Below are 15,897 nucleotides of genomic sequence, written 5' to 3' on the forward strand. Positions count from 1 at the left end.
GTATGGCCAACAACGACAATCCCGGGGTGACGATCCCGCTGCAGTTGCGAGTGGGCGGATCTTTCATTGCCGTCGCACTCGTCCTCGTCATCATGACCTTCGTCGCGGTGCTCACCGAAGGGTGGATGAGCCCCTTCGTGTGGACCCCAGCCCGCGTGGCGCTGGTGGTAGCCGCGCTTTTGATCGGCGCTTTTGCCACCACCCGCAAGGATCAGCGCCCAAGTATCGCCCAGGTGGTGGCTCTGGGCGGGGCGGTGGTCATTATCATCGCCAGCCGCTTCCTGCCCACGGCGCAGCTCGCCGTGATGGGCCAGTGGTGGCTGCTCATCTACGCCGGCCTGGCGCTGGTCTGCGCCCTCGCGCTCCGCCGCAGCCTGGTTCCTCGCTCCTAAGGGGAGGGTAGACCGGTGGCGGGATGCGCCGGCAGGCTTTTTCAAAAATGAAGAGAGCTAAAAATAAAAGCTAGGGCTGCACGCGCAGCCCTAGCTCTTTCTTGTTTTTGCTACCTCTTGGCAGTGTTTAGTTCTTCCACGGCAGCCCGGAGCCGACCGCCTCGCTGATGTTGCTCATGCCGTGGGCGCGGATCTGCTGGGCAATCCCTAGGTGGATGTCGCGGATCCAGTCCGGGCCGCCGTAGATGAGCGGGGTGTAGCCCTGCAGGAGGCTGGCGCCGGCCGTGATGCGCTCCCAGGCCTGCTGCGGGGTGTAGATGCCGCCGACCGAGATGATGGGCAGCTCGCCGCCCAGATGCTCGTGGAGCAGGCGCAACACCTCCAGGGAGCGTTGCGCCACCGGCGCGCCGGACACGCCGCCGGCCCCCATGGCCTCGACCTTAGCGGCCGGGGTCTTCAGCCCCTCGCGGGAGATGGTGGTGTTGGTGGCGACGATTCCGGCCAGGCCAACCTCACGGGCCAGGTCGGCCACGGCGAGGACGTCCTCGTCGGACAGATCCGGGGCGATCTTCACCAAGACCGGGGCCGGGGTGACCTCGGCAACGGCGGTGAGGATGGGGCGCAGCGACTCGACAGCCTGCAGGTCGCGCAGGCCCGGGGTGTTCGGGGAGGAGACGTTGACCACCAGGAAATCGGCCAGCGAGCCCAGGACGGAGGCCGAACGGCGGTAGTCGTCCACGGCTTGGTCCACCGGGGTGACCTTGGTCTTGCCGATGTTGATGCCGATGACGTCGTCGCTGCGGCGGGCGCGCAGGTTGCGGGCGACTTCCTCAGCTCCCTGGTTATTAAAGCCCATCCGGTTGAGCAGGCCCTTGTCCTTGGGCAGACGGTAAAGGCGGGGAGCCGGGTTGCCCGGCTGGGTAGCCGCGGTGACGGTGCCCAACTCGGCGTAACCGAAACCGATAGGACCCCAGGCGTCCGCGGCGGTGGCGTTCTTGTCGAAGCCGGCCGCCAGGCCGAGCGGGCGCGGGAAGTCCACACCGAAGACGGTCTGGCGCAGGACCGGGTCCTTGACGGGAAGGACCTTGTTCAGCCCGCGGTTGAGCGGCCAGGCCACGTGGAAGCCATGGAGGGCCGAGCTCATCAGGTGGTGGATGCGCTCGGCGTCGATCCGGAACATAGCCTTGAGCGCGGCATCGTAAACCATGCCCCGGACGGTGCGGAAAATGCTCGGCATTGTAGAAACTCCTTAAATATCTTTAATGATCTGCAGTCCGTCACCGGTGGCAGAAGCAATGGCGATGGTCCCGTCGCTGAGCGCGACCATGTTCTGTGCGTTAGCGACGGTAGAGACCTTCGCGTGCTCCTCCGGAACGCCGTGTGAAATCTCGAAGGCCTGCGCCTGATTGTTGTCGGTCGTGGTCACCCACGCCAGCTGCCGGGACTCGTCCCAGGCCGTGGCCCACGGCACCCCATCGGTGTTGCCGTACTGGTGCAGGCGGATGACGTCCTCGGCGTTGTAGATGGCTACCCGCTCGCCCAAGGTATCGGAGACCACAATGGTGCCGTTGTCACCGACCGAGGCCTGACCCAGGCCGACGCCCACGCGCAGACGGCCGCCCGCGCGTGACTGCTCCCAATCCAGCGACTGGATGGTTGAATCCGCCCGCAAGGTGCGCACCACGTTGTCCGTGCCGTCCTGGTTGGGGACCGCCAGTAGCTGGTCGGTCGCGTCCTCAACCGCGAAGGAGTCGCTGCGCTCGCCGTCTTTGTAGATGGCGACGTCGGTGGCCTGATCGGAGGCCACGAAAAGCTCCCCGGATGAGGTCCGCGCGGCGGCGGTGACGGAAAATTCCTCGTCGACAGCGATCCTCTCCGGTTGCTCGGGACGTGCCGGGTCGAAGGAGAGAACCTCCTTGCCGCAGCCGAGTAGGAACTCGTTGTCGGCGGCCGTCAGCTGGCCGCAATCGGTCGGGATTTCCACCACCGCGGCGGAGCCGTCCTGGAAGGCAGCGGCGTCGCCCACGGCCAGGTGATCGGCGCTGCGCACGGCGATTGTCTCGCTGGCGGCGGCCATGTCGGTTACCTGCGCGACCTCCCGCGGCAGCTCGAGGACCTCGCCGTTGGGGTCGGTGGCGGCGGGGGAGTCGGCCGGGGTTGCATTTCCGACCGCGGCGCCTTCGTCCGCCTCCTCTTCCGGCAGGGTTTGTTGGCACCCCGCGAGAGCTAGAGCGGAGACTGCGGAGACAGCCATTACTGCGAAACCGGTCTTAGAAGTCACAGACAGTCATCCTAGCAGTCAGACCCCGAAATCCAGCAGTCCCACCAGCCCCCACCAGCCGCAGCCGGGCCGGCCGCAGGCGGTAGAGGGCAGAGGCAGCACAGGGGAATTATCCCGAACTGAATGGAAGGTGTGAGCTTGCTTCGAAAGTCGGACTCGCCCGGGGTGGTCCTCGCGTGGGGGACGGGGGCGTAAGTATGCTGTTCCGAGTGAATAACGTGCAGTACCTCGCCCAAGCAGGCGTAGAACAATCAGACATGTCCTGGTTGCAAGTCATCGTCTTGTCTATAGTCCAGGGCCTCACCGAGTTCCTCCCCGTCAGCTCCTCGGGACACTTGCGCATTGTCTCCGAGCTCTTCTGGGGCCAGGACGCCGGTGCCTCCTTCACCGCGGTCATCCAGCTCGGCACCGAGCTGGCCGTCGTGGTCTATTTCGCCAAGCTCATTTGGCAGATCCTGGCCGGCTGGTTCCGCGGCTGGGTCGACAAGGATACCCGCGGGCAGGACTGGAAGATGGGCTGGATGGTCATCGTCGGTTCCATCCCGATCGGGCTCATCGGCTTCTTCGGCAAGGACCTCATCCGGGACGCGCTGCGCAACCTGTGGATCACCGCGGCCATGCTGGTCCTGTTCTCCTTCGTGTTCATCCTGGCCGAAAAGATGGGGAAAAAGACCCGCGGCTTCGACGAGCTGACCATGAAGGACGCCATCATCATGGGCCTGTGCCAGTGCCTGGCCCTCATCCCGGGCGTGTCTCGCTCCGGCGGCACTATCTCTGGCGGCCTCTTCTTGGGGCTTGACCGCGAGGTGGCCACCCGCTTCAGCTTCCTGCTGGCCATCCCGGCGGTGCTGGCCTCCGGCCTGTTCTCACTGGGCGATGCCTTCGGCCCGACCGTCGGCCAATCGGCCACCGGAACCCAGTTGCTGGTCGGCACGGCCATCGCTTTCATCGTCGGTTACGCCGCGATCGCCTGGCTGCTGAAGTTCGTGGCCAACCACTCCTTCTCCTGGTTCGCTGCCTACCGCATCCCGGTCGGCCTGTTTGTCATGACCCTGCTGGCCTTCGGCGTGCTGCAGCCCTAAAGGCGTCCTAAAGATTCGGGGGCGTATCGAGTTCGCCCGTGGGTCGTACAGGCCCGGCGGTGGCGTTATGCGCGTCGGCGGGACTCGGCGTTACGATGGTGGGCATGCATACTTGGCCCCAGCCCGAAATCCAGCCCGTCCCGGGCGCTTCTGTTCCCCTGCAGCTTTTTGATTCCGCGGACCGCGCCGTCCGCGAGGTCAAGGTCGACGGCCCGCAGGCGGGTGTGTACGTGTGTGGGATCACCCCGTACGACTCCACGCACCTCGGGCACGCGGCGACCTACGTGACCTTTGACCTGGTCAACCGCATTTTGATGGATAACGGCCACGGCGTCCACTACGTGCAAAACATCACCGACGTCGACGACCCGCTCTTTGAGCGCGCGAAGCGCGACGGCGTGGACTGGCGCGAGCTGGGCACCTCCCAGATCGATCTCTTCCGCTCCGACATGAATCTGCTGGAGGTCATCCCACCGCGGGACTACGTCGGCGCAATGGAAGCTGTCGACGAGATTATCGAGCTGGTCCAGAAGCTGCTCGACCGCGGCGCCGCCTACGTGGTCGATGATCCGGAATATCCGGATGTTTACGCCTCCATCGAGGCCACGGAGCAGTTCGGCTACGAGTCCAACTACAGCCGCGAAGAGATGGAAAAATTCTTCGCCGAGCGCGGCGGGGACCCGGACCGCGCCGGCAAACACAACCCGCTGGACGCCCTGCTCTGGCGCGCGCACCGCGACGGCGAGCCGGCCTGGAAATCCCCGTTTGGCCCGGGCCGCCCGGGCTGGCACGTCGAGTGTTCGGCTATCGCGACCAACCGCCTGGGCAAGACCTTCGAGATTCAAGGCGGCGGCAGCGACCTGAAGTTCCCGCACCACGAGTTCTCCGCCGCCCACGCGGAGGCTGGCCTGGGGGTAGACCGCATGGCCGATTTCTACGTCCACACCGGCATGATCGGCCTGGACGGGACCAAGATGTCCAAGTCCTTGGGCAACCTCGTCTTCGTGCACAAGCTGGTGGAGCAGGGCGTGGAGCCCTCGGCCATCCGCATCGGCATCTACGCCGGCCACTACCGCAGCGACCGGGATTGGTCCGACGAGGTCCTGGCCGCCGCCCAGCAGCGCCTGGCTACCTGGCGCGAGGCCCTGGAACACGCCGGCTCGCGCGAGCGAGCCGAGGAACTAGTCCACGGCATCCGCGCCGCCTTGGCCAACGACTTGGATACCCCGCGTGTTCTGGAATCCCTCGACGAGTGGGCCGCCGGCGAGCGCGGCGCGGATGATCCGGCCGCCCAGCAGCTGGTGACGGTCGCGCTCCGGAGCCTGCTCGGCGTGCGAGCGTAGCGGAATTGAGTAAGAATTAAGCGCATGAGCATTCGCGCAGATTTCCAGCCCACCGTCGACGAGTTCATTGCCAACCTCAAGTCTTTCGCTACGGGCGACTACCTGAAGGAAGACGAGAAAGAATTCTGGGACCAGCCCTTCGACCCAGCCGTCCTGCCGGATCTCAAGGAAATCCTGGAAGGCCTGCTGGATGATCTGGACGCGGTCCCGGATGATCCGAACGGCGACGTCCTTGCCTCAGTGATCGCCAAGCGGCAGGTGGAGTTGGCCGCCTTCAACAAGGCCAACGACTACGCGGTTCTGGAACCGGAGGAAAAGGGGGAGCTCGCCGAGCTTATCTATTCGGCTTCTGCCGCGACCGGCGCGGACGACGAGGCCCTAGCCCAGATCCCCGAGCTGGACTAGTCTCCGCCGCCACGCCCCGGGGCCATAACTGGCGCAGCTGTGCGCCCGCACGCCCGGGCGCGAATCTGCCGACCCCAAGAAGAAAGTAGTCACGAATTTTATGCCGCTACCTAGCGAGTCCCACCCGGGCGACGCCGCCAAGACCCGAAGCGACCACGGATCGCCGGAGCGTCCCCGGGCCATCTTCTGGGATATGGATGGCACGCTGACTGACTCCGAGCCGTTGTGGGCGGAAGCGACGTTCTACCTCTCGGAGACCCTAGGCAACCGCCTGACGCCGACGGAGCGGCTGGCCACGGTCGGCTCGACCTTCGCCACCACGCTGGAAATCTGCGCGGCGAAGGCGGGGGTCACGCTGACCGAGGAGGATTACCCGAAGTATCGGATGCTGATGTTTTCCAAGGTCCGGGAACTTTTCGCCGGCAACCTGAAGGTCTTTCCCGGCGTCCGCGACCTGCTGCGCGAGCTGCACGCGGACGGCCTTCCGATGTTGGTGACCACCAACACGGAGCGCTACGTCGCCGACGGGGCCATCGCGGCCATTGGACCGGAGTTTTTCTTCGACACGATCTGCGGCGACGAGGTGCCCACCGGAAAGCCCGCGCCGGACATGTATCTCCAGGCCGCCCGAAGTGTCGGCGTCGACCCGGGGGACTGCCTCGTCTTTGAGGACTCCACGGCCGGCATGTCCGCGGCGGTCGAGGCGGGGTGCCGGGTCATCGGCCTGCCGGAAGACGATCACGTGGTTGTGCCCGATGGCGTGGTCCAGATATCCGTGCTGCACAGTAACCGCCACGTAGCCCCGGCTGGGGCTGCGGATGTCTACGCCTGGTGGCGCCAGATGACCGCATATCGGGGGTAGTAGGCGCGCGCTCAGCGCCTCGGCGCTAATTTCTATGGAACAATAGATGGCGTGAAAACCTTCGATGATTTATTTGCAGAGCTAAAGACCAAGGCCACCGAGCGGCAGGAGGGGTCCGGGACCGTCGACGCCCTGGACCATGGTGTGCACCACATCGGCAAGAAGGTCATCGAGGAAGCCGGCGAGGTCTGGTTGGCTGCCGAATACGAGTCCGACCAGGAGCTCTCGGAGGAAATCTCGCAGTTGCTTTACTGGACGCAAGTGATGATGCTGGCCCGTGGCCTTGAGCCCAAGGACATCTACAAGTACCTCTAGTGCACCCTCTGCGCTTCCTTAAGCGCAGGCGCTGCTCCCAGCCCACCCGAGTACATACCAGCAGGGAAGAAAGACACACGCATGATCACTATCGCAGTGCCCAATAAGGGCTCGCTGTCCGAAGCCGCGATGTCCATCTTCGCGGAAGCCGGGTACAAGTCCCGCGGCAATTCCAAGTCGCTCAACGTCGTCGACGAGGCCAACGGGGTTGAGTTCTTCTTCCTCCGGCCGAAAGACATCGCCATCTACGTCGCCAAGGGCGTGCTGGATATCGGCGTGACCGGTCGCGACCTGGCCGCCGACGCCAAGGCCGACGTCCAGGAAATCCTCGATCTCGGATTTGGTGGTTCGACCTTCCGCTACGCCGGGGTCAAGGGTGAGGGCTGGAGCGTGGACCAGCTGGGAGGCAAGCGCATTGCCACCTCGTACCCGAACCTGGTTCGCAAGGATCTGGCCGAGCGCGGCTTGGACGCCGAGGTCATCCGCCTGGATGGGGCAGTGGAGGTCTCCATTCGCCTGGGCGTGGCCGACGTCATCGCCGACGTGGTCTCCACCGGGCGCACCTTGCGCGAGCAGGGGCTGGAGCCCTTCGGCGAACCGCTGATTAGCTCCGAGGCCGTGGTCATCCAGCGCCAAGGTGCGACCGTGGGCCGCGAGGAAGAAATCCTCCTGGGCCGCCTGCGCGGCATCTTGAACGCCCGCCGCTACCTGATGATTGACTACAACATCGCCGAGGAGAATCTGCCGGCTGCCTCGGAGATCACCCCGGGCCTGACCGGCCCGACGGTCTCCCCGCTGGCCCGCGAGGGCTGGGTAGCGGTGCGCGCTTTGGTGCCGAAGAAGCAGGCGAACCAGCTGATGGATGACCTTTCCGGCCTCGGTGCGGAGGCGATTCTGGGTTCCGAACTACGCATTGCCCGCATTTAGGGGTATACCTTCGGCGCGAGGATTCTAAAATTCCTTTGCTAGCTACCATGGGGTCAAGTATTTGAAGTACTTAAATTCAACCCCCAATTAACGCAAAGGAGCGTCGCCGAGATGGCAAAGAATGCCAAGAAGGATACTAAGAAGCCTTCTGAGGACGTCCAGGACCAGGAAACCACCGCAGCCGCAAACGCCTCCGATTCTGCTAAGTCCACCAAGGAGACCAAGCAGTCGCCGCAGACCACTGCCAAGGTGAAGAAGTCCCGCGTCGAGCAGGACCTCATCGGTGAGATGGAAGTTCCTAACTCCGCCTACTACGGCGTGCACACCATGCGCGCCATGGACAACTTCCAGATCTCGTACGTGACCATCAACTCCATCCCGGAGTTCATCCGCGGCATGGCCCAGGTCAAAAAGGCCGCCGCCATGGCTAACCGCCGCCTGCACACCCTGCCGAAGAAGAAGGCCGAGGCCATCATGTGGGCCTGCGACCAGATTCTGGAAGAGGGCCGCTGCATGGACCAGTTCCCGCTGGATGTCTTCCAGGGTGGCGCCGGCACTTCGGTCAACATGAACACCAACGAGGTCATCGCCAACCTGGCGCTGGAATACCTCGGCGAGGAAAAGGGCGCATACGACATCATCAACCCGAACGATGATGTCAACATGTCCCAGTCCACCAACGACGCTTACCCGACCGGCTTCCGCCTGGGCCTGTACGCCTCCATCGACCAGCTGATCGAGCGCATGGACGCCCTGCAGAACGCGTTTAGCGTCAAGGCCAACGAGTTCCAGGACATTCTGAAGATGGGCCGCACCCAGCTGCAGGACGCGGTCCCGATGACCCTGGGTGACGAGTTCAAAGCCTTTGCCCACAACCTGCAGGAAGAGCAGTCCGTCCTGCGCGACGCCCAGGCCCGCCTGCTGGAAATTAACATGGGCGCTACCGCCATCGGCACCGGCGTGAACACCCCGGCCGGCTACCGCCACCAGGTCACCGCGGCGCTGTCCGAGGTCACCGGCCTGGAGATGAAGACCGCCCGCGACCTCATCGAGGCCACCTCCGACTGCGGCGCCTACGTGCTGCTGCACTCGGCCATCAAGCGCGCGGCCATGAAGCTGTCCAAGATCTCCAACGACCTGCGCCTGCTGTCCTCCGGCCCGCGCGCCGGCCTGAACGAGATCAACCTGCCGGCCCGCCAGGCCGGTTCCTCCATCATGCCGGGCAAGGTCAACCCGGTTATCCCGGAGGTCGTCAACCAGGTCTGCTTCAAGGTCTTCGGCAACGACATCACCGTCAACATGGCTGCCGAGGCCGGCCAGCTGCAGCTTAACGTCATGGAGCCGGTCATCGGCGAGGCTCTGTTCCAGTCCATCCGCATCATGGGCAACGCGGTCGATACCCTGCGCGAGAAGTGTGTCCAGGGTATCACCGCCAACAAGGACGTCTGCCGCCACTACGTGGAAAGCTCCATCGGCATCGTCACCTACCTGAACCCCTTTATCGGGCACCACAACGGCGATCTCATCGCCAAGGAGTCCCTGGAGACCGGCAAGGGCGTACGCGACCTAGTCTTGGAAAAGGGCCTGCTGGACGAGGCCACCCTGGACCGCGTGCTGTCCGTGGAAAACCTCATGCACCCGGAGTTCCGCGGCAAGCTCTACATGGACGAGAACTAATTCTTAACAAGTAGAGCACAGCGCTAGGCATCCCCTCCCTCTGCGGAGGCTGGCTCCCTGAGTAGGCGAGTCAGCCCCGCGGACGGGAGGGTTTGTTTATGCCCTAACGGACGCCAATCCACCGAAGCGGGTGTGACAATCAACACAACCGGGCCCTTCGATTGGGATGAATCACGGCGGCAGGGCACAATAGTCACGTAGTGATAATTTTTTACAACGTTTGGAGACCTCCATGGTTGTTATCCATATCTTGATTGTCCTTGCGGCAATCTTCCTGGGCGCCCGGCTAGGTTCTATCGCCATTGGTTTCGCCGGCGGCTTGGGTGTGCTCGCCCTGGGCCTGACCGGCGTGCCCGTCGCCCGCGAAGACATCCCGTTCGACGTCATCGGCATCATCATGTGCGTCATCGCCGCCATCGCCGCCATGCAGCGCGCCGGCGGCATGGACTACCTCGTCCACTTAGCCGAGCGCCTGCTGCGCAAGAACCCCCGCCAGATCACCTATTTCGCCCCAGTCGTCACCTGGCTAATGACGGTGCTCGCGGGCACCGGCCACACTGCGTTTTCGACTATGCCCGTCATCGTGGAGGTCGCCAAGGAGGGCGGCGTGCGCCCGTCGCGCCCGCTGTCCATCGCGGTGGTCGCCTCCCAGATGGCCATCTGCGCCTCGCCGATTTCCGCCGCCGTCGTGCTGATGGCCTCCCTGCTGGAGCCCGCCGGAGTGGGCTACCTGCAGGTGCTGGCCGTCCTCATCCCGGCGACCTTCCTGTCAATTTTCCCCGCGGCCTGGCTGGCTAACAAGATGGGCAAGGAACTCGACGATGACCCGGTCTACCTCGAGCGCAAGACCGCCGGCCGCGTCAAGGAGCCCATCGGGGCATCCTCCTTCAGCCCGGCACCGGGCGCGAAGCTGTCGGTCCTCATCTTCCTGATCGCCATCATTATCGTGATGCTCTGGGCCACCATCACCTCGGATCAGGTCGGCCTGATTGCGGATCCGACGCTCCCGCGCAACGAGGCCATCATGGCCGTCATGCTCACCGCCGCCACTGCCATCGTCATGGCCACCAAGATCCCGGCCGGCGATGTCCTGAACACCCAGGTCTTCAAGTCCGGCATGTCCGCGTGCGTCTGTGTGCTGGGCGTGGCCTGGCTGGGCACCACGCTGATTAACCACTACATCGAGGACATCCAGGTCCTGGCCGGTGACGTCATCCAGGCCACCCCGTGGCTGCTGGCCGTCGTGCTCTTCCTGGCCGCCGCCCTGTTGTACTCCCAGGCCGCTACAACCAAGGCACTCATGCCGGCCGCGCTGGCGCTAGGCGTTAGCCCGCTGACCGCCCTGGCCGCGTTCCCGGCAGTCTCCGCCCTGTTCGTCCTGCCGACCTACCCGACGCTGCTCGCGGCGGTGGAGATGGACGACACCGGCTCGACCCGGATCGGCAAGGCCGTTTTCAACCACCCGTTCCTGGTCCCCGGCGTGGTCAGCATCGCGCTATCCATCGTGCTGTGCTACGCCATCGGGGCAGTGGTGGTCTAGAACCACCGGGGAGTCTATCCCCATCGTCATGGTCACCTCGGTCCGCCTCAGCACGGGACCGGGGTGATTTTCTTTGCTTCCGGGTCTTTGAGTTAAACCAGCCACAGGAGGCGTCAGCCTCGGTACGATAGGGGCCATGACTACTCAGCCATCCGATGTAGAAATCGCTCAGTCCCACCAGTTGCAGCCCATCGCTGATATTGCGGAGAGGGCCGGCCTACCGGCCGTCGCCCTGATCCCGTACGGCACCACCAAGGCCAAGGTGGATATCACTAAGCTGGACCACTCCCGCGAGCACGGCAAGCTCGTGCTGGTCACCGGCGTGTCCCCGACGCCGGCCGGGGAGGGCAAGTCCACCGTCCTGATCGGTCTCACCGACGCCATCGCGAAGCTGGGCAAGAAGGCCATCGTGGCTCTGCGCGAGCCCTCCCAGGGCCCGGTCATGGGCATCAAGGGCGGCGCCGCGGGCGGCGGCTACTCCCAGATCGTCCCCATGGAGGACATCAACCTGCACTTCACCGGCGACTTGCACGCCATCGCCGCGGCGACCAATACACTGGCCGCCATCATCGATAACCACATCCACCAGGGCAACCAGCTGAACATCGACCCGCGGCGGGTGACCTGGCAGCGCTGCCTGGACGTCAACGACCGCGCCCTGCGCGGCGTCGTCACCGGCCTGGGCGGCCCGGCCCACGGCGTGCCGGCGGAGACCGGGTTCACCATCACGGCCGCTTCCGAGATCATGGCGATCCTCGGCCTGGCCACCAGCCTGGAGGACCTGAAGAAGCGCTTGGGCGACATCACCGTCGGCTATACCTACGACCAGGCCCCGGTCACCGCCCGGGACCTGGAGGCCGAGGGCGCCCTGACCGCCCTGATGTGCGATGCCCTCAACCCGAACCTGGTCCAGACTCTGGGCGGGACCCCCGCGTTCGTGCACGGCGGCCCGTTCGCCAACATCGCGCACGGCTGCAACACCCTGCTGGCCACGCAGACCGCCCTGGAATACGGCGAGGTCGTGCTCAGCGAGGCCGGCTTCGGCGCCGACCTGGGCGGCGAGAAGTTCGTGGACATCAAGTCCCGCTTCGGCGAGCTGAACGTGGACGCCGCAGTGGTGGTGGCCACCATCCGCTCCCAGAAGTACAACGGCGGCGTGGCCAAGGACGAGCTGACCAACGAAAACGTTGAGGCCCTTGAAAAGGGCGTGGTCAACCTGCAACGCCACGTCGAAAACGTACGCAAGTTCGGCGTCACCCCGGTGGTTGCGCTCAACCTCTTCCCCTCGGATACCCAGGCCGAGCGCGACTTCATGCGCGACTGGGCCGAGAAGGTCGGCGTGCAGCTGGCCGAGGTCGAGGTCTTCACCAAGGGCGGCGACGGCGCCCTCGAGCTGGGCCAGATAGTCCTGGACAACCTGGGTGGCAACTCTGCGCCGCTGTACGACCCGAGCGAAGGAATCGAGGCCTCCATCGAGAAGATCGCCACGGAAATCTACCGTGCGGACAAGGTCGAGTACGGCTCAAAGGCGCTGAAGGACCTGAAGTACTTGAAGGACAACGGCTGGGACACCCTCCCGGTGGTTATCTCGAAGACCCAGTACTCCTTCTCGGACGACGCGCAGGCCTTGGGCGCCCCGGAGGGGCACACCCTGCACGTGCGCGAGCTTCTGCCGCGCACCGGCGCCGGTTTCGTGGTCGCGCTGACTGGCAACGTCATGACCATGCCGGGCCTGCCGAAGAAGCCGGCGGCCGACAACATCGACGTGGACGCCGACGGCCTCATATCCGGCCTGTTCTAGGCTTCGCATAGCTCTAAAGACCACTAGAACCCACGGCCCCCGAACCTCCGCGTTTCGGGCCGTGGGGTTTTACGCGTTACGTAGGTTTTTCTGCAGGACGTGCCACGGTCGGAACCGGGGCAGAATAGTGGGCGCTGCGGCAGTCTGGCTAGTTTGTGGAGGCGGGATCGGCCGCAGAACCGGGCCAGCCCGGGTAGGCCGGGGGAGTGCCGCCGAAGGCCGGGCACAGGTCCTGGAAGGAACACCAGCCGCACAGCTTCGAGGTCTTCGGGTGGAAGGTGCCGGCCTTGCCGTCGCCCTCGATACGCGCCCACAGCTCGCCGAGATCGCGCTCGAAGTACTCGAGCTCCTCGCGGGTGGGGGCCAGGAACATTGAGTCGATGACCTTGAGGTACATCAGGCGCAGCTGAGTGGGGATGGTGCCCAGCAGGCGCCAGTAGACCAGCGCGTAGAAGCGCATCTGGAACTGCGCCGAGTGGCTAAACCTAGGCGCCGGCTTCTTTCCGGTCTTGTAGTCGACCACGCGGACCTCACCGGTGGGGGCGACGTCGACGCGGTCGATGAACCCGCGCACGGGCACGCCGTTCGGCAGGACCGTGTTGACGTACATCTCGACTTCTTGGCAGTCGAATCCCTGCGGGTTCTCCATCTCGAAATAGCCCTTGACCAGCGCGCGTGCCTGGACGAAGAAGTCGAGGGTCTGGTCTTCGGGGACCAGCTCGTCCAACTCGTCATCCCCGGCGCGCATCTTCTCCCACGCCGGCTTAATCATCTTCACCGCGGCCGGGTAGGTGCGCTCCTCCCTTGGCAGCTCGTGCATCTCCTCCAAGACGGCGTGGACCAGGGTGCCCTTGACCTGTGCCAGGGTCTTGGGCTCCGGGAGGCGGTCGATCGCGCGGAAGCGGTAGAGCAGGGGGCACTGCTGGTAATCGGAGGCGCGGGAGGGGGAAAGAGCCAACGGCCGAGGTTTGCGGGGCTGGGCCGGGGTAGCGGGCTGGGAAGATTGAGTCATGGTGTTTTTACCCTATCGCGCGTGCTGACGTGGCAAGGTAGAGGGTATGACTAGCACGCAGGATTTCCTCGACTTCATTGACGCTTCCCCGAGTTCCTACCACGCCGCGGCCAACGTGGAGCGCGAGCTGGTGGCAGCCGGGTTCCAACGCCAACGTGAAGAAGACGCCTGGGACGTGAGCCCGGGCGGCCACGTGGTGGTCCGCGGCGGCGCCGTGATGGCCTATATCGTCCCGCCGCGGCTGGCCGAGGGCGCGGGCGAGAAGCTGCGAGGCTTTCGGATTGTCGGCTCCCACACAGACTCGCCCGGGTTTACCGTCAAGCCCGAGCCGGATTTCCAGCAGGCCGGCTGGGATCAGATCGGGGTGGAGGTCTACGGCGGGCCGATCCTGCACTCCTGGTTTGACCGGGAGCTGACCCTGGCCGGCCAGGTGACCCTGCGGGATCAGAGCACCCACCTGGTCAACACCGGCCCCATCCTGCGGATCCCGAACCTGGCAATCCACATGGTGCGCAAGGACGAGTTCACCCCGGACCGCCAGTTCCACCTGCAGCCGGTCTGGCAGCTCAGCGCTAACGGCAAGTACGCCTCGCTGGGCGAGTACGTCGCTGAGCAGCTGGGCGTGCAGGCCACCGACATCGCCGCGTTCAACCTAATTACCGCCGCCGCGCAGCCGGCCGGACTGTTCGGACCGGCCAACGAGTTTATCGCCGCGGGCCGGATGGATAATTTGAGCTCAGTGCACGCCAGCCTGGAGGCCTTCAAGGCCGCGGCCCAAGACTACGACGGCTCGGACGTGTTGGTCATGGCCGCCTTCGACCACGAGGAGGTCGGTTCCAACTCGCGGTACGGCGCGGCCGGTCCCATCCTGGCCGACATCCTGCAGCGTACCGCCGTCGCCCTGGGCTCGACCGGTGACGATCTCTTCCGCGTCTTCGCCCACTCGCACTGCGTGTCGGCGGATGCGGCGCATTCGGTGCATCCCAACTACGCTCAGAAGCACGATCCGCACCACCAGCCGCTCATCGGCCACGGCCCGGTGACCAAGATCAACGGTAAGCAGGGCTACGCCTCTGACTCCGAATCCATTACCCGTTGGGAAAACGCCTGCCGGCGCGCGGGAGTGCCCTTCCAGCGTTTCGTGGCCAACAACGACGTGCCCTGCGGCAGCACCATCGGGCCGATTACCGCTACCCGCTTAGGAATCGAGACCGTGGACATCGGCGTGCCCATGCTGTCCATGCACTCGGCGCGCGAGATGGTCGGCGTTTCTGACCAAGCCACCCTGTTCGGCGCCCTGCTGGAATACCTGGTCGGCTAAAATGGCCGAGTTGACTGGTCCCCAATGTTAAAACCGGCGGGCCAGCCTTTCTGGCCCAATGAGATGCAAGGAGCAACAAGCACATGGCCTATTCCGGCCCCTTCCAGTACGGCGACCGAGTCCAGCTCACCGATGCCAAGCGCCGGCACTACACTATCGTCCTGGCCGAGGGCGGTCAGTTCCACTCCCACAAGGGCATCATCGAGCACAGTCAGATCGTAGGCCTCGACGAGGGCTCGGTGGTCACCTCCAGCTTGGGCTCGGACTTCCTGCTTTTCCGCCACCTGATGGTGGACCACGTGCTGTCGATGCCCCGCGGCGCCGCCGTTATCTACCCCAAGGACTCGGCCCAGATCCTGGTCGAGGGAGATATCTTCATGGGCGCGCGCGTGCTCGAGGCCGGCGCCGGCTCGGGCGCGCTGTCGATGACCCTGCTGCGCGCGGTCGGCCCAGAGGGCAAGGTCTTTTCCTACGAGGTGCGCGACGACCACCTGGAATACGCCGTGGACAACGTCAAGGAATACTTCGGTCAGACGCCGGAGTGGTGGACCCCGCGCCTGGGAGATCTGGCGGACGTGCAGGTCGAAGACCTGGGCGGCCCGGTCGACCGGATCATCCTGGACATGCTGGAGCCCTGGGAGCACCTGGAGAAGGTCCGCGACCTGCTGATCCCGGGCGGGGTCTTCATGACGTATGTGGCCACCGTGCCACAACTGATGAAGGTCATGGAGGGCATCCGCGAGCTCAAGTGCTTTACCGAGCCGCGCGCCTGGGAGTCCCTGGTCCGCGAGTGGAAGGTCGAGGGCCTGGCCACACGCCCGGAGCACCGCATGAACGCGCATACCGCCTTCCTCATCTGGACCCGCCGCCTGGCCGACGGGGTGACGCCTCCGCGCCCGCAGCGCCGCGCCCGCCGTTAGAAGAAATTGCCGTGGGGAA

General features: G+C 64.9%; 15 protein-coding genes. 12 read left to right on the forward strand and 3 right to left on the reverse strand.

All coding sequences use genetic code 11. The features are described 5' to 3' along the window. Positions 1 to 2: 2 nt before the first annotated feature. Complete coding sequence (locus HMPREF3067_RS01845) at positions 3 to 392, forward strand: hypothetical protein (protein ID WP_070768040.1); 390 nt, start codon at positions 3 to 5, stop codon at positions 390 to 392. A 127-nt stretch (positions 393 to 519) separates the two neighbouring features. Here HMPREF3067_RS01845 and HMPREF3067_RS01850 read toward each other — a convergent pair whose 3' ends face one another. Then, on the reverse strand, positions 520 to 1,629 hold the full coding sequence (locus HMPREF3067_RS01850) for a quinone-dependent dihydroorotate dehydrogenase (RefSeq protein ID WP_070768041.1): 1,110 nt from the start codon (positions 1,627 to 1,629) through the stop codon (positions 520 to 522). 12 nt (positions 1,630 to 1,641) lie between these two features. Continuing rightward, entirely contained in the window at positions 1,642 to 2,673 is a 1,032-nt protein-coding gene (locus HMPREF3067_RS01855) for an NHL repeat-containing protein (protein WP_070768042.1), read from the reverse strand. A gap of 257 nt (positions 2,674 to 2,930) precedes the next feature. Here HMPREF3067_RS01855 and HMPREF3067_RS01860 point away from each other — a divergent pair, with 257 nt between their 5' ends. The 9 genes from HMPREF3067_RS01860 to HMPREF3067_RS01900 all read left to right on the forward strand — a co-directional run bounded on the left by HMPREF3067_RS01860 (position 2,931) and on the right by HMPREF3067_RS01900 (position 12,625). Then, the gene (locus HMPREF3067_RS01860) at positions 2,931 to 3,755 is read left to right on the forward strand and encodes an undecaprenyl-diphosphate phosphatase (protein WP_070768043.1); all 825 of its coding nucleotides are present in this window, start codon (positions 2,931 to 2,933) and stop codon (positions 3,753 to 3,755) included. Between the two features lie 104 nt (positions 3,756 to 3,859). Further along, positions 3,860 to 5,098, forward strand: a complete 1,239-nt coding sequence (gene mshC, locus HMPREF3067_RS01865; protein ID WP_070768116.1) for a cysteine--1-D-myo-inosityl 2-amino-2-deoxy-alpha-D-glucopyranoside ligase — start codon at positions 3,860 to 3,862, stop codon at positions 5,096 to 5,098. Between the two features lie 24 nt (positions 5,099 to 5,122). Further along, on the forward strand, positions 5,123 to 5,503 hold the full coding sequence (locus HMPREF3067_RS01870) for a hypothetical protein (RefSeq protein WP_070768044.1): 381 nt from the start codon (positions 5,123 to 5,125) through the stop codon (positions 5,501 to 5,503). A gap of 100 nt (positions 5,504 to 5,603) precedes the next feature. Beyond that, positions 5,604 to 6,365, forward strand: coding sequence for an HAD family hydrolase (locus HMPREF3067_RS01875; RefSeq protein ID WP_083319089.1), 762 nt, complete (start codon positions 5,604 to 5,606; stop codon positions 6,363 to 6,365). A gap of 51 nt (positions 6,366 to 6,416) precedes the next feature. Further along, a complete protein-coding gene (locus HMPREF3067_RS01880; RefSeq protein ID WP_070768045.1) occupies positions 6,417 to 6,680 on the forward strand; it encodes a phosphoribosyl-ATP diphosphatase in 264 nt (87 codons plus the stop codon). An 81-nt stretch (positions 6,681 to 6,761) separates the two neighbouring features. After that, a complete protein-coding gene (gene hisG / locus HMPREF3067_RS01885) occupies positions 6,762 to 7,607 on the forward strand; it encodes an ATP phosphoribosyltransferase (protein WP_070768046.1) in 846 nt (281 codons plus the stop codon). Between the two features lie 111 nt (positions 7,608 to 7,718). Next, on the forward strand, positions 7,719 to 9,284 hold the full coding sequence (gene aspA, locus HMPREF3067_RS01890) for an aspartate ammonia-lyase (protein ID WP_070768047.1): 1,566 nt from the start codon (positions 7,719 to 7,721) through the stop codon (positions 9,282 to 9,284). A gap of 232 nt (positions 9,285 to 9,516) precedes the next feature. After that, the gene (locus HMPREF3067_RS01895) at positions 9,517 to 10,824 is read left to right on the forward strand and encodes an anaerobic C4-dicarboxylate transporter (protein ID WP_070768118.1); all 1,308 of its coding nucleotides are present in this window, start codon (positions 9,517 to 9,519) and stop codon (positions 10,822 to 10,824) included. A 136-nt stretch (positions 10,825 to 10,960) separates the two neighbouring features. After that, entirely contained in the window at positions 10,961 to 12,625 is a 1,665-nt protein-coding gene (locus HMPREF3067_RS01900; RefSeq protein WP_070768048.1) for a formate--tetrahydrofolate ligase, read from the forward strand. A gap of 148 nt (positions 12,626 to 12,773) precedes the next feature. Here HMPREF3067_RS01900 and HMPREF3067_RS01905 read toward each other — a convergent pair whose 3' ends face one another. Next, entirely contained in the window at positions 12,774 to 13,637 is an 864-nt protein-coding gene (locus tag HMPREF3067_RS01905; protein ID WP_070768049.1) for a RecB family exonuclease, read from the reverse strand. 46 nt (positions 13,638 to 13,683) lie between these two features. On the opposite strand from HMPREF3067_RS01905, the gene HMPREF3067_RS01910 reads away from it, so the two are divergent. Both HMPREF3067_RS01910 and HMPREF3067_RS01915 read left to right on the forward strand, forming a co-directional pair. Beyond that, positions 13,684 to 14,958: a M18 family aminopeptidase gene (locus tag HMPREF3067_RS01910; RefSeq protein WP_070768050.1), complete on the forward strand. Its 1,275-nt coding sequence runs from the start codon at positions 13,684 to 13,686 to the stop codon at positions 14,956 to 14,958. Between the two features lie 83 nt (positions 14,959 to 15,041). Continuing rightward, positions 15,042 to 15,878, forward strand: a complete 837-nt coding sequence (locus HMPREF3067_RS01915; protein WP_070768051.1) for a tRNA (adenine-N1)-methyltransferase — start codon at positions 15,042 to 15,044, stop codon at positions 15,876 to 15,878. Positions 15,879 to 15,897 lie beyond the last annotated feature (19 nt).

This window comes from Corynebacterium sp. HMSC04H06 (genome assembly GCF_001815935.1).
GTDB lineage: Bacteria > Actinomycetota > Actinomycetes > Mycobacteriales > Mycobacteriaceae > Corynebacterium.

What these genes read in the sequence shown, in the direction of transcription:
- HMPREF3067_RS01845 (WP_070768040.1), top strand. Translation starts at nt 3, where the DNA reads ATGGCCAACAACGACAATCCCGGGGTGACGATCCCGCTGCAGTTGCGA.
- HMPREF3067_RS01850 (WP_070768041.1), bottom strand. Translation starts at nt 1,629, where the DNA reads ATGCCGAGCATTTTCCGCACCGTCCGGGGCATGGTTTACGATGCCGCG.
- HMPREF3067_RS01860 (WP_070768043.1), top strand. Translation starts at nt 2,931, where the DNA reads ATGTCCTGGTTGCAAGTCATCGTCTTGTCTATAGTCCAGGGCCTCACC.
- mshC (WP_070768116.1), top strand. Translation starts at nt 3,860, where the DNA reads ATGCATACTTGGCCCCAGCCCGAAATCCAGCCCGTCCCGGGCGCTTCT.
- HMPREF3067_RS01870 (WP_070768044.1), top strand. Translation starts at nt 5,123, where the DNA reads ATGAGCATTCGCGCAGATTTCCAGCCCACCGTCGACGAGTTCATTGCC.
- HMPREF3067_RS01875 (WP_083319089.1), top strand. Translation starts at nt 5,604, where the DNA reads ATGCCGCTACCTAGCGAGTCCCACCCGGGCGACGCCGCCAAGACCCGA.
- hisG (WP_070768046.1), top strand. Translation starts at nt 6,762, where the DNA reads ATGATCACTATCGCAGTGCCCAATAAGGGCTCGCTGTCCGAAGCCGCG.
- aspA (WP_070768047.1), top strand. Translation starts at nt 7,719, where the DNA reads ATGGCAAAGAATGCCAAGAAGGATACTAAGAAGCCTTCTGAGGACGTC.
- HMPREF3067_RS01895 (WP_070768118.1), top strand. Translation starts at nt 9,517, where the DNA reads ATGGTTGTTATCCATATCTTGATTGTCCTTGCGGCAATCTTCCTGGGC.
- HMPREF3067_RS01900 (WP_070768048.1), top strand. Translation starts at nt 10,961, where the DNA reads ATGACTACTCAGCCATCCGATGTAGAAATCGCTCAGTCCCACCAGTTG.
- HMPREF3067_RS01905 (WP_070768049.1), bottom strand. Translation starts at nt 13,637, where the DNA reads ATGACTCAATCTTCCCAGCCCGCTACCCCGGCCCAGCCCCGCAAACCT.
- HMPREF3067_RS01910 (WP_070768050.1), top strand. Translation starts at nt 13,684, where the DNA reads ATGACTAGCACGCAGGATTTCCTCGACTTCATTGACGCTTCCCCGAGT.
- HMPREF3067_RS01915 (WP_070768051.1), top strand. Translation starts at nt 15,042, where the DNA reads ATGGCCTATTCCGGCCCCTTCCAGTACGGCGACCGAGTCCAGCTCACC.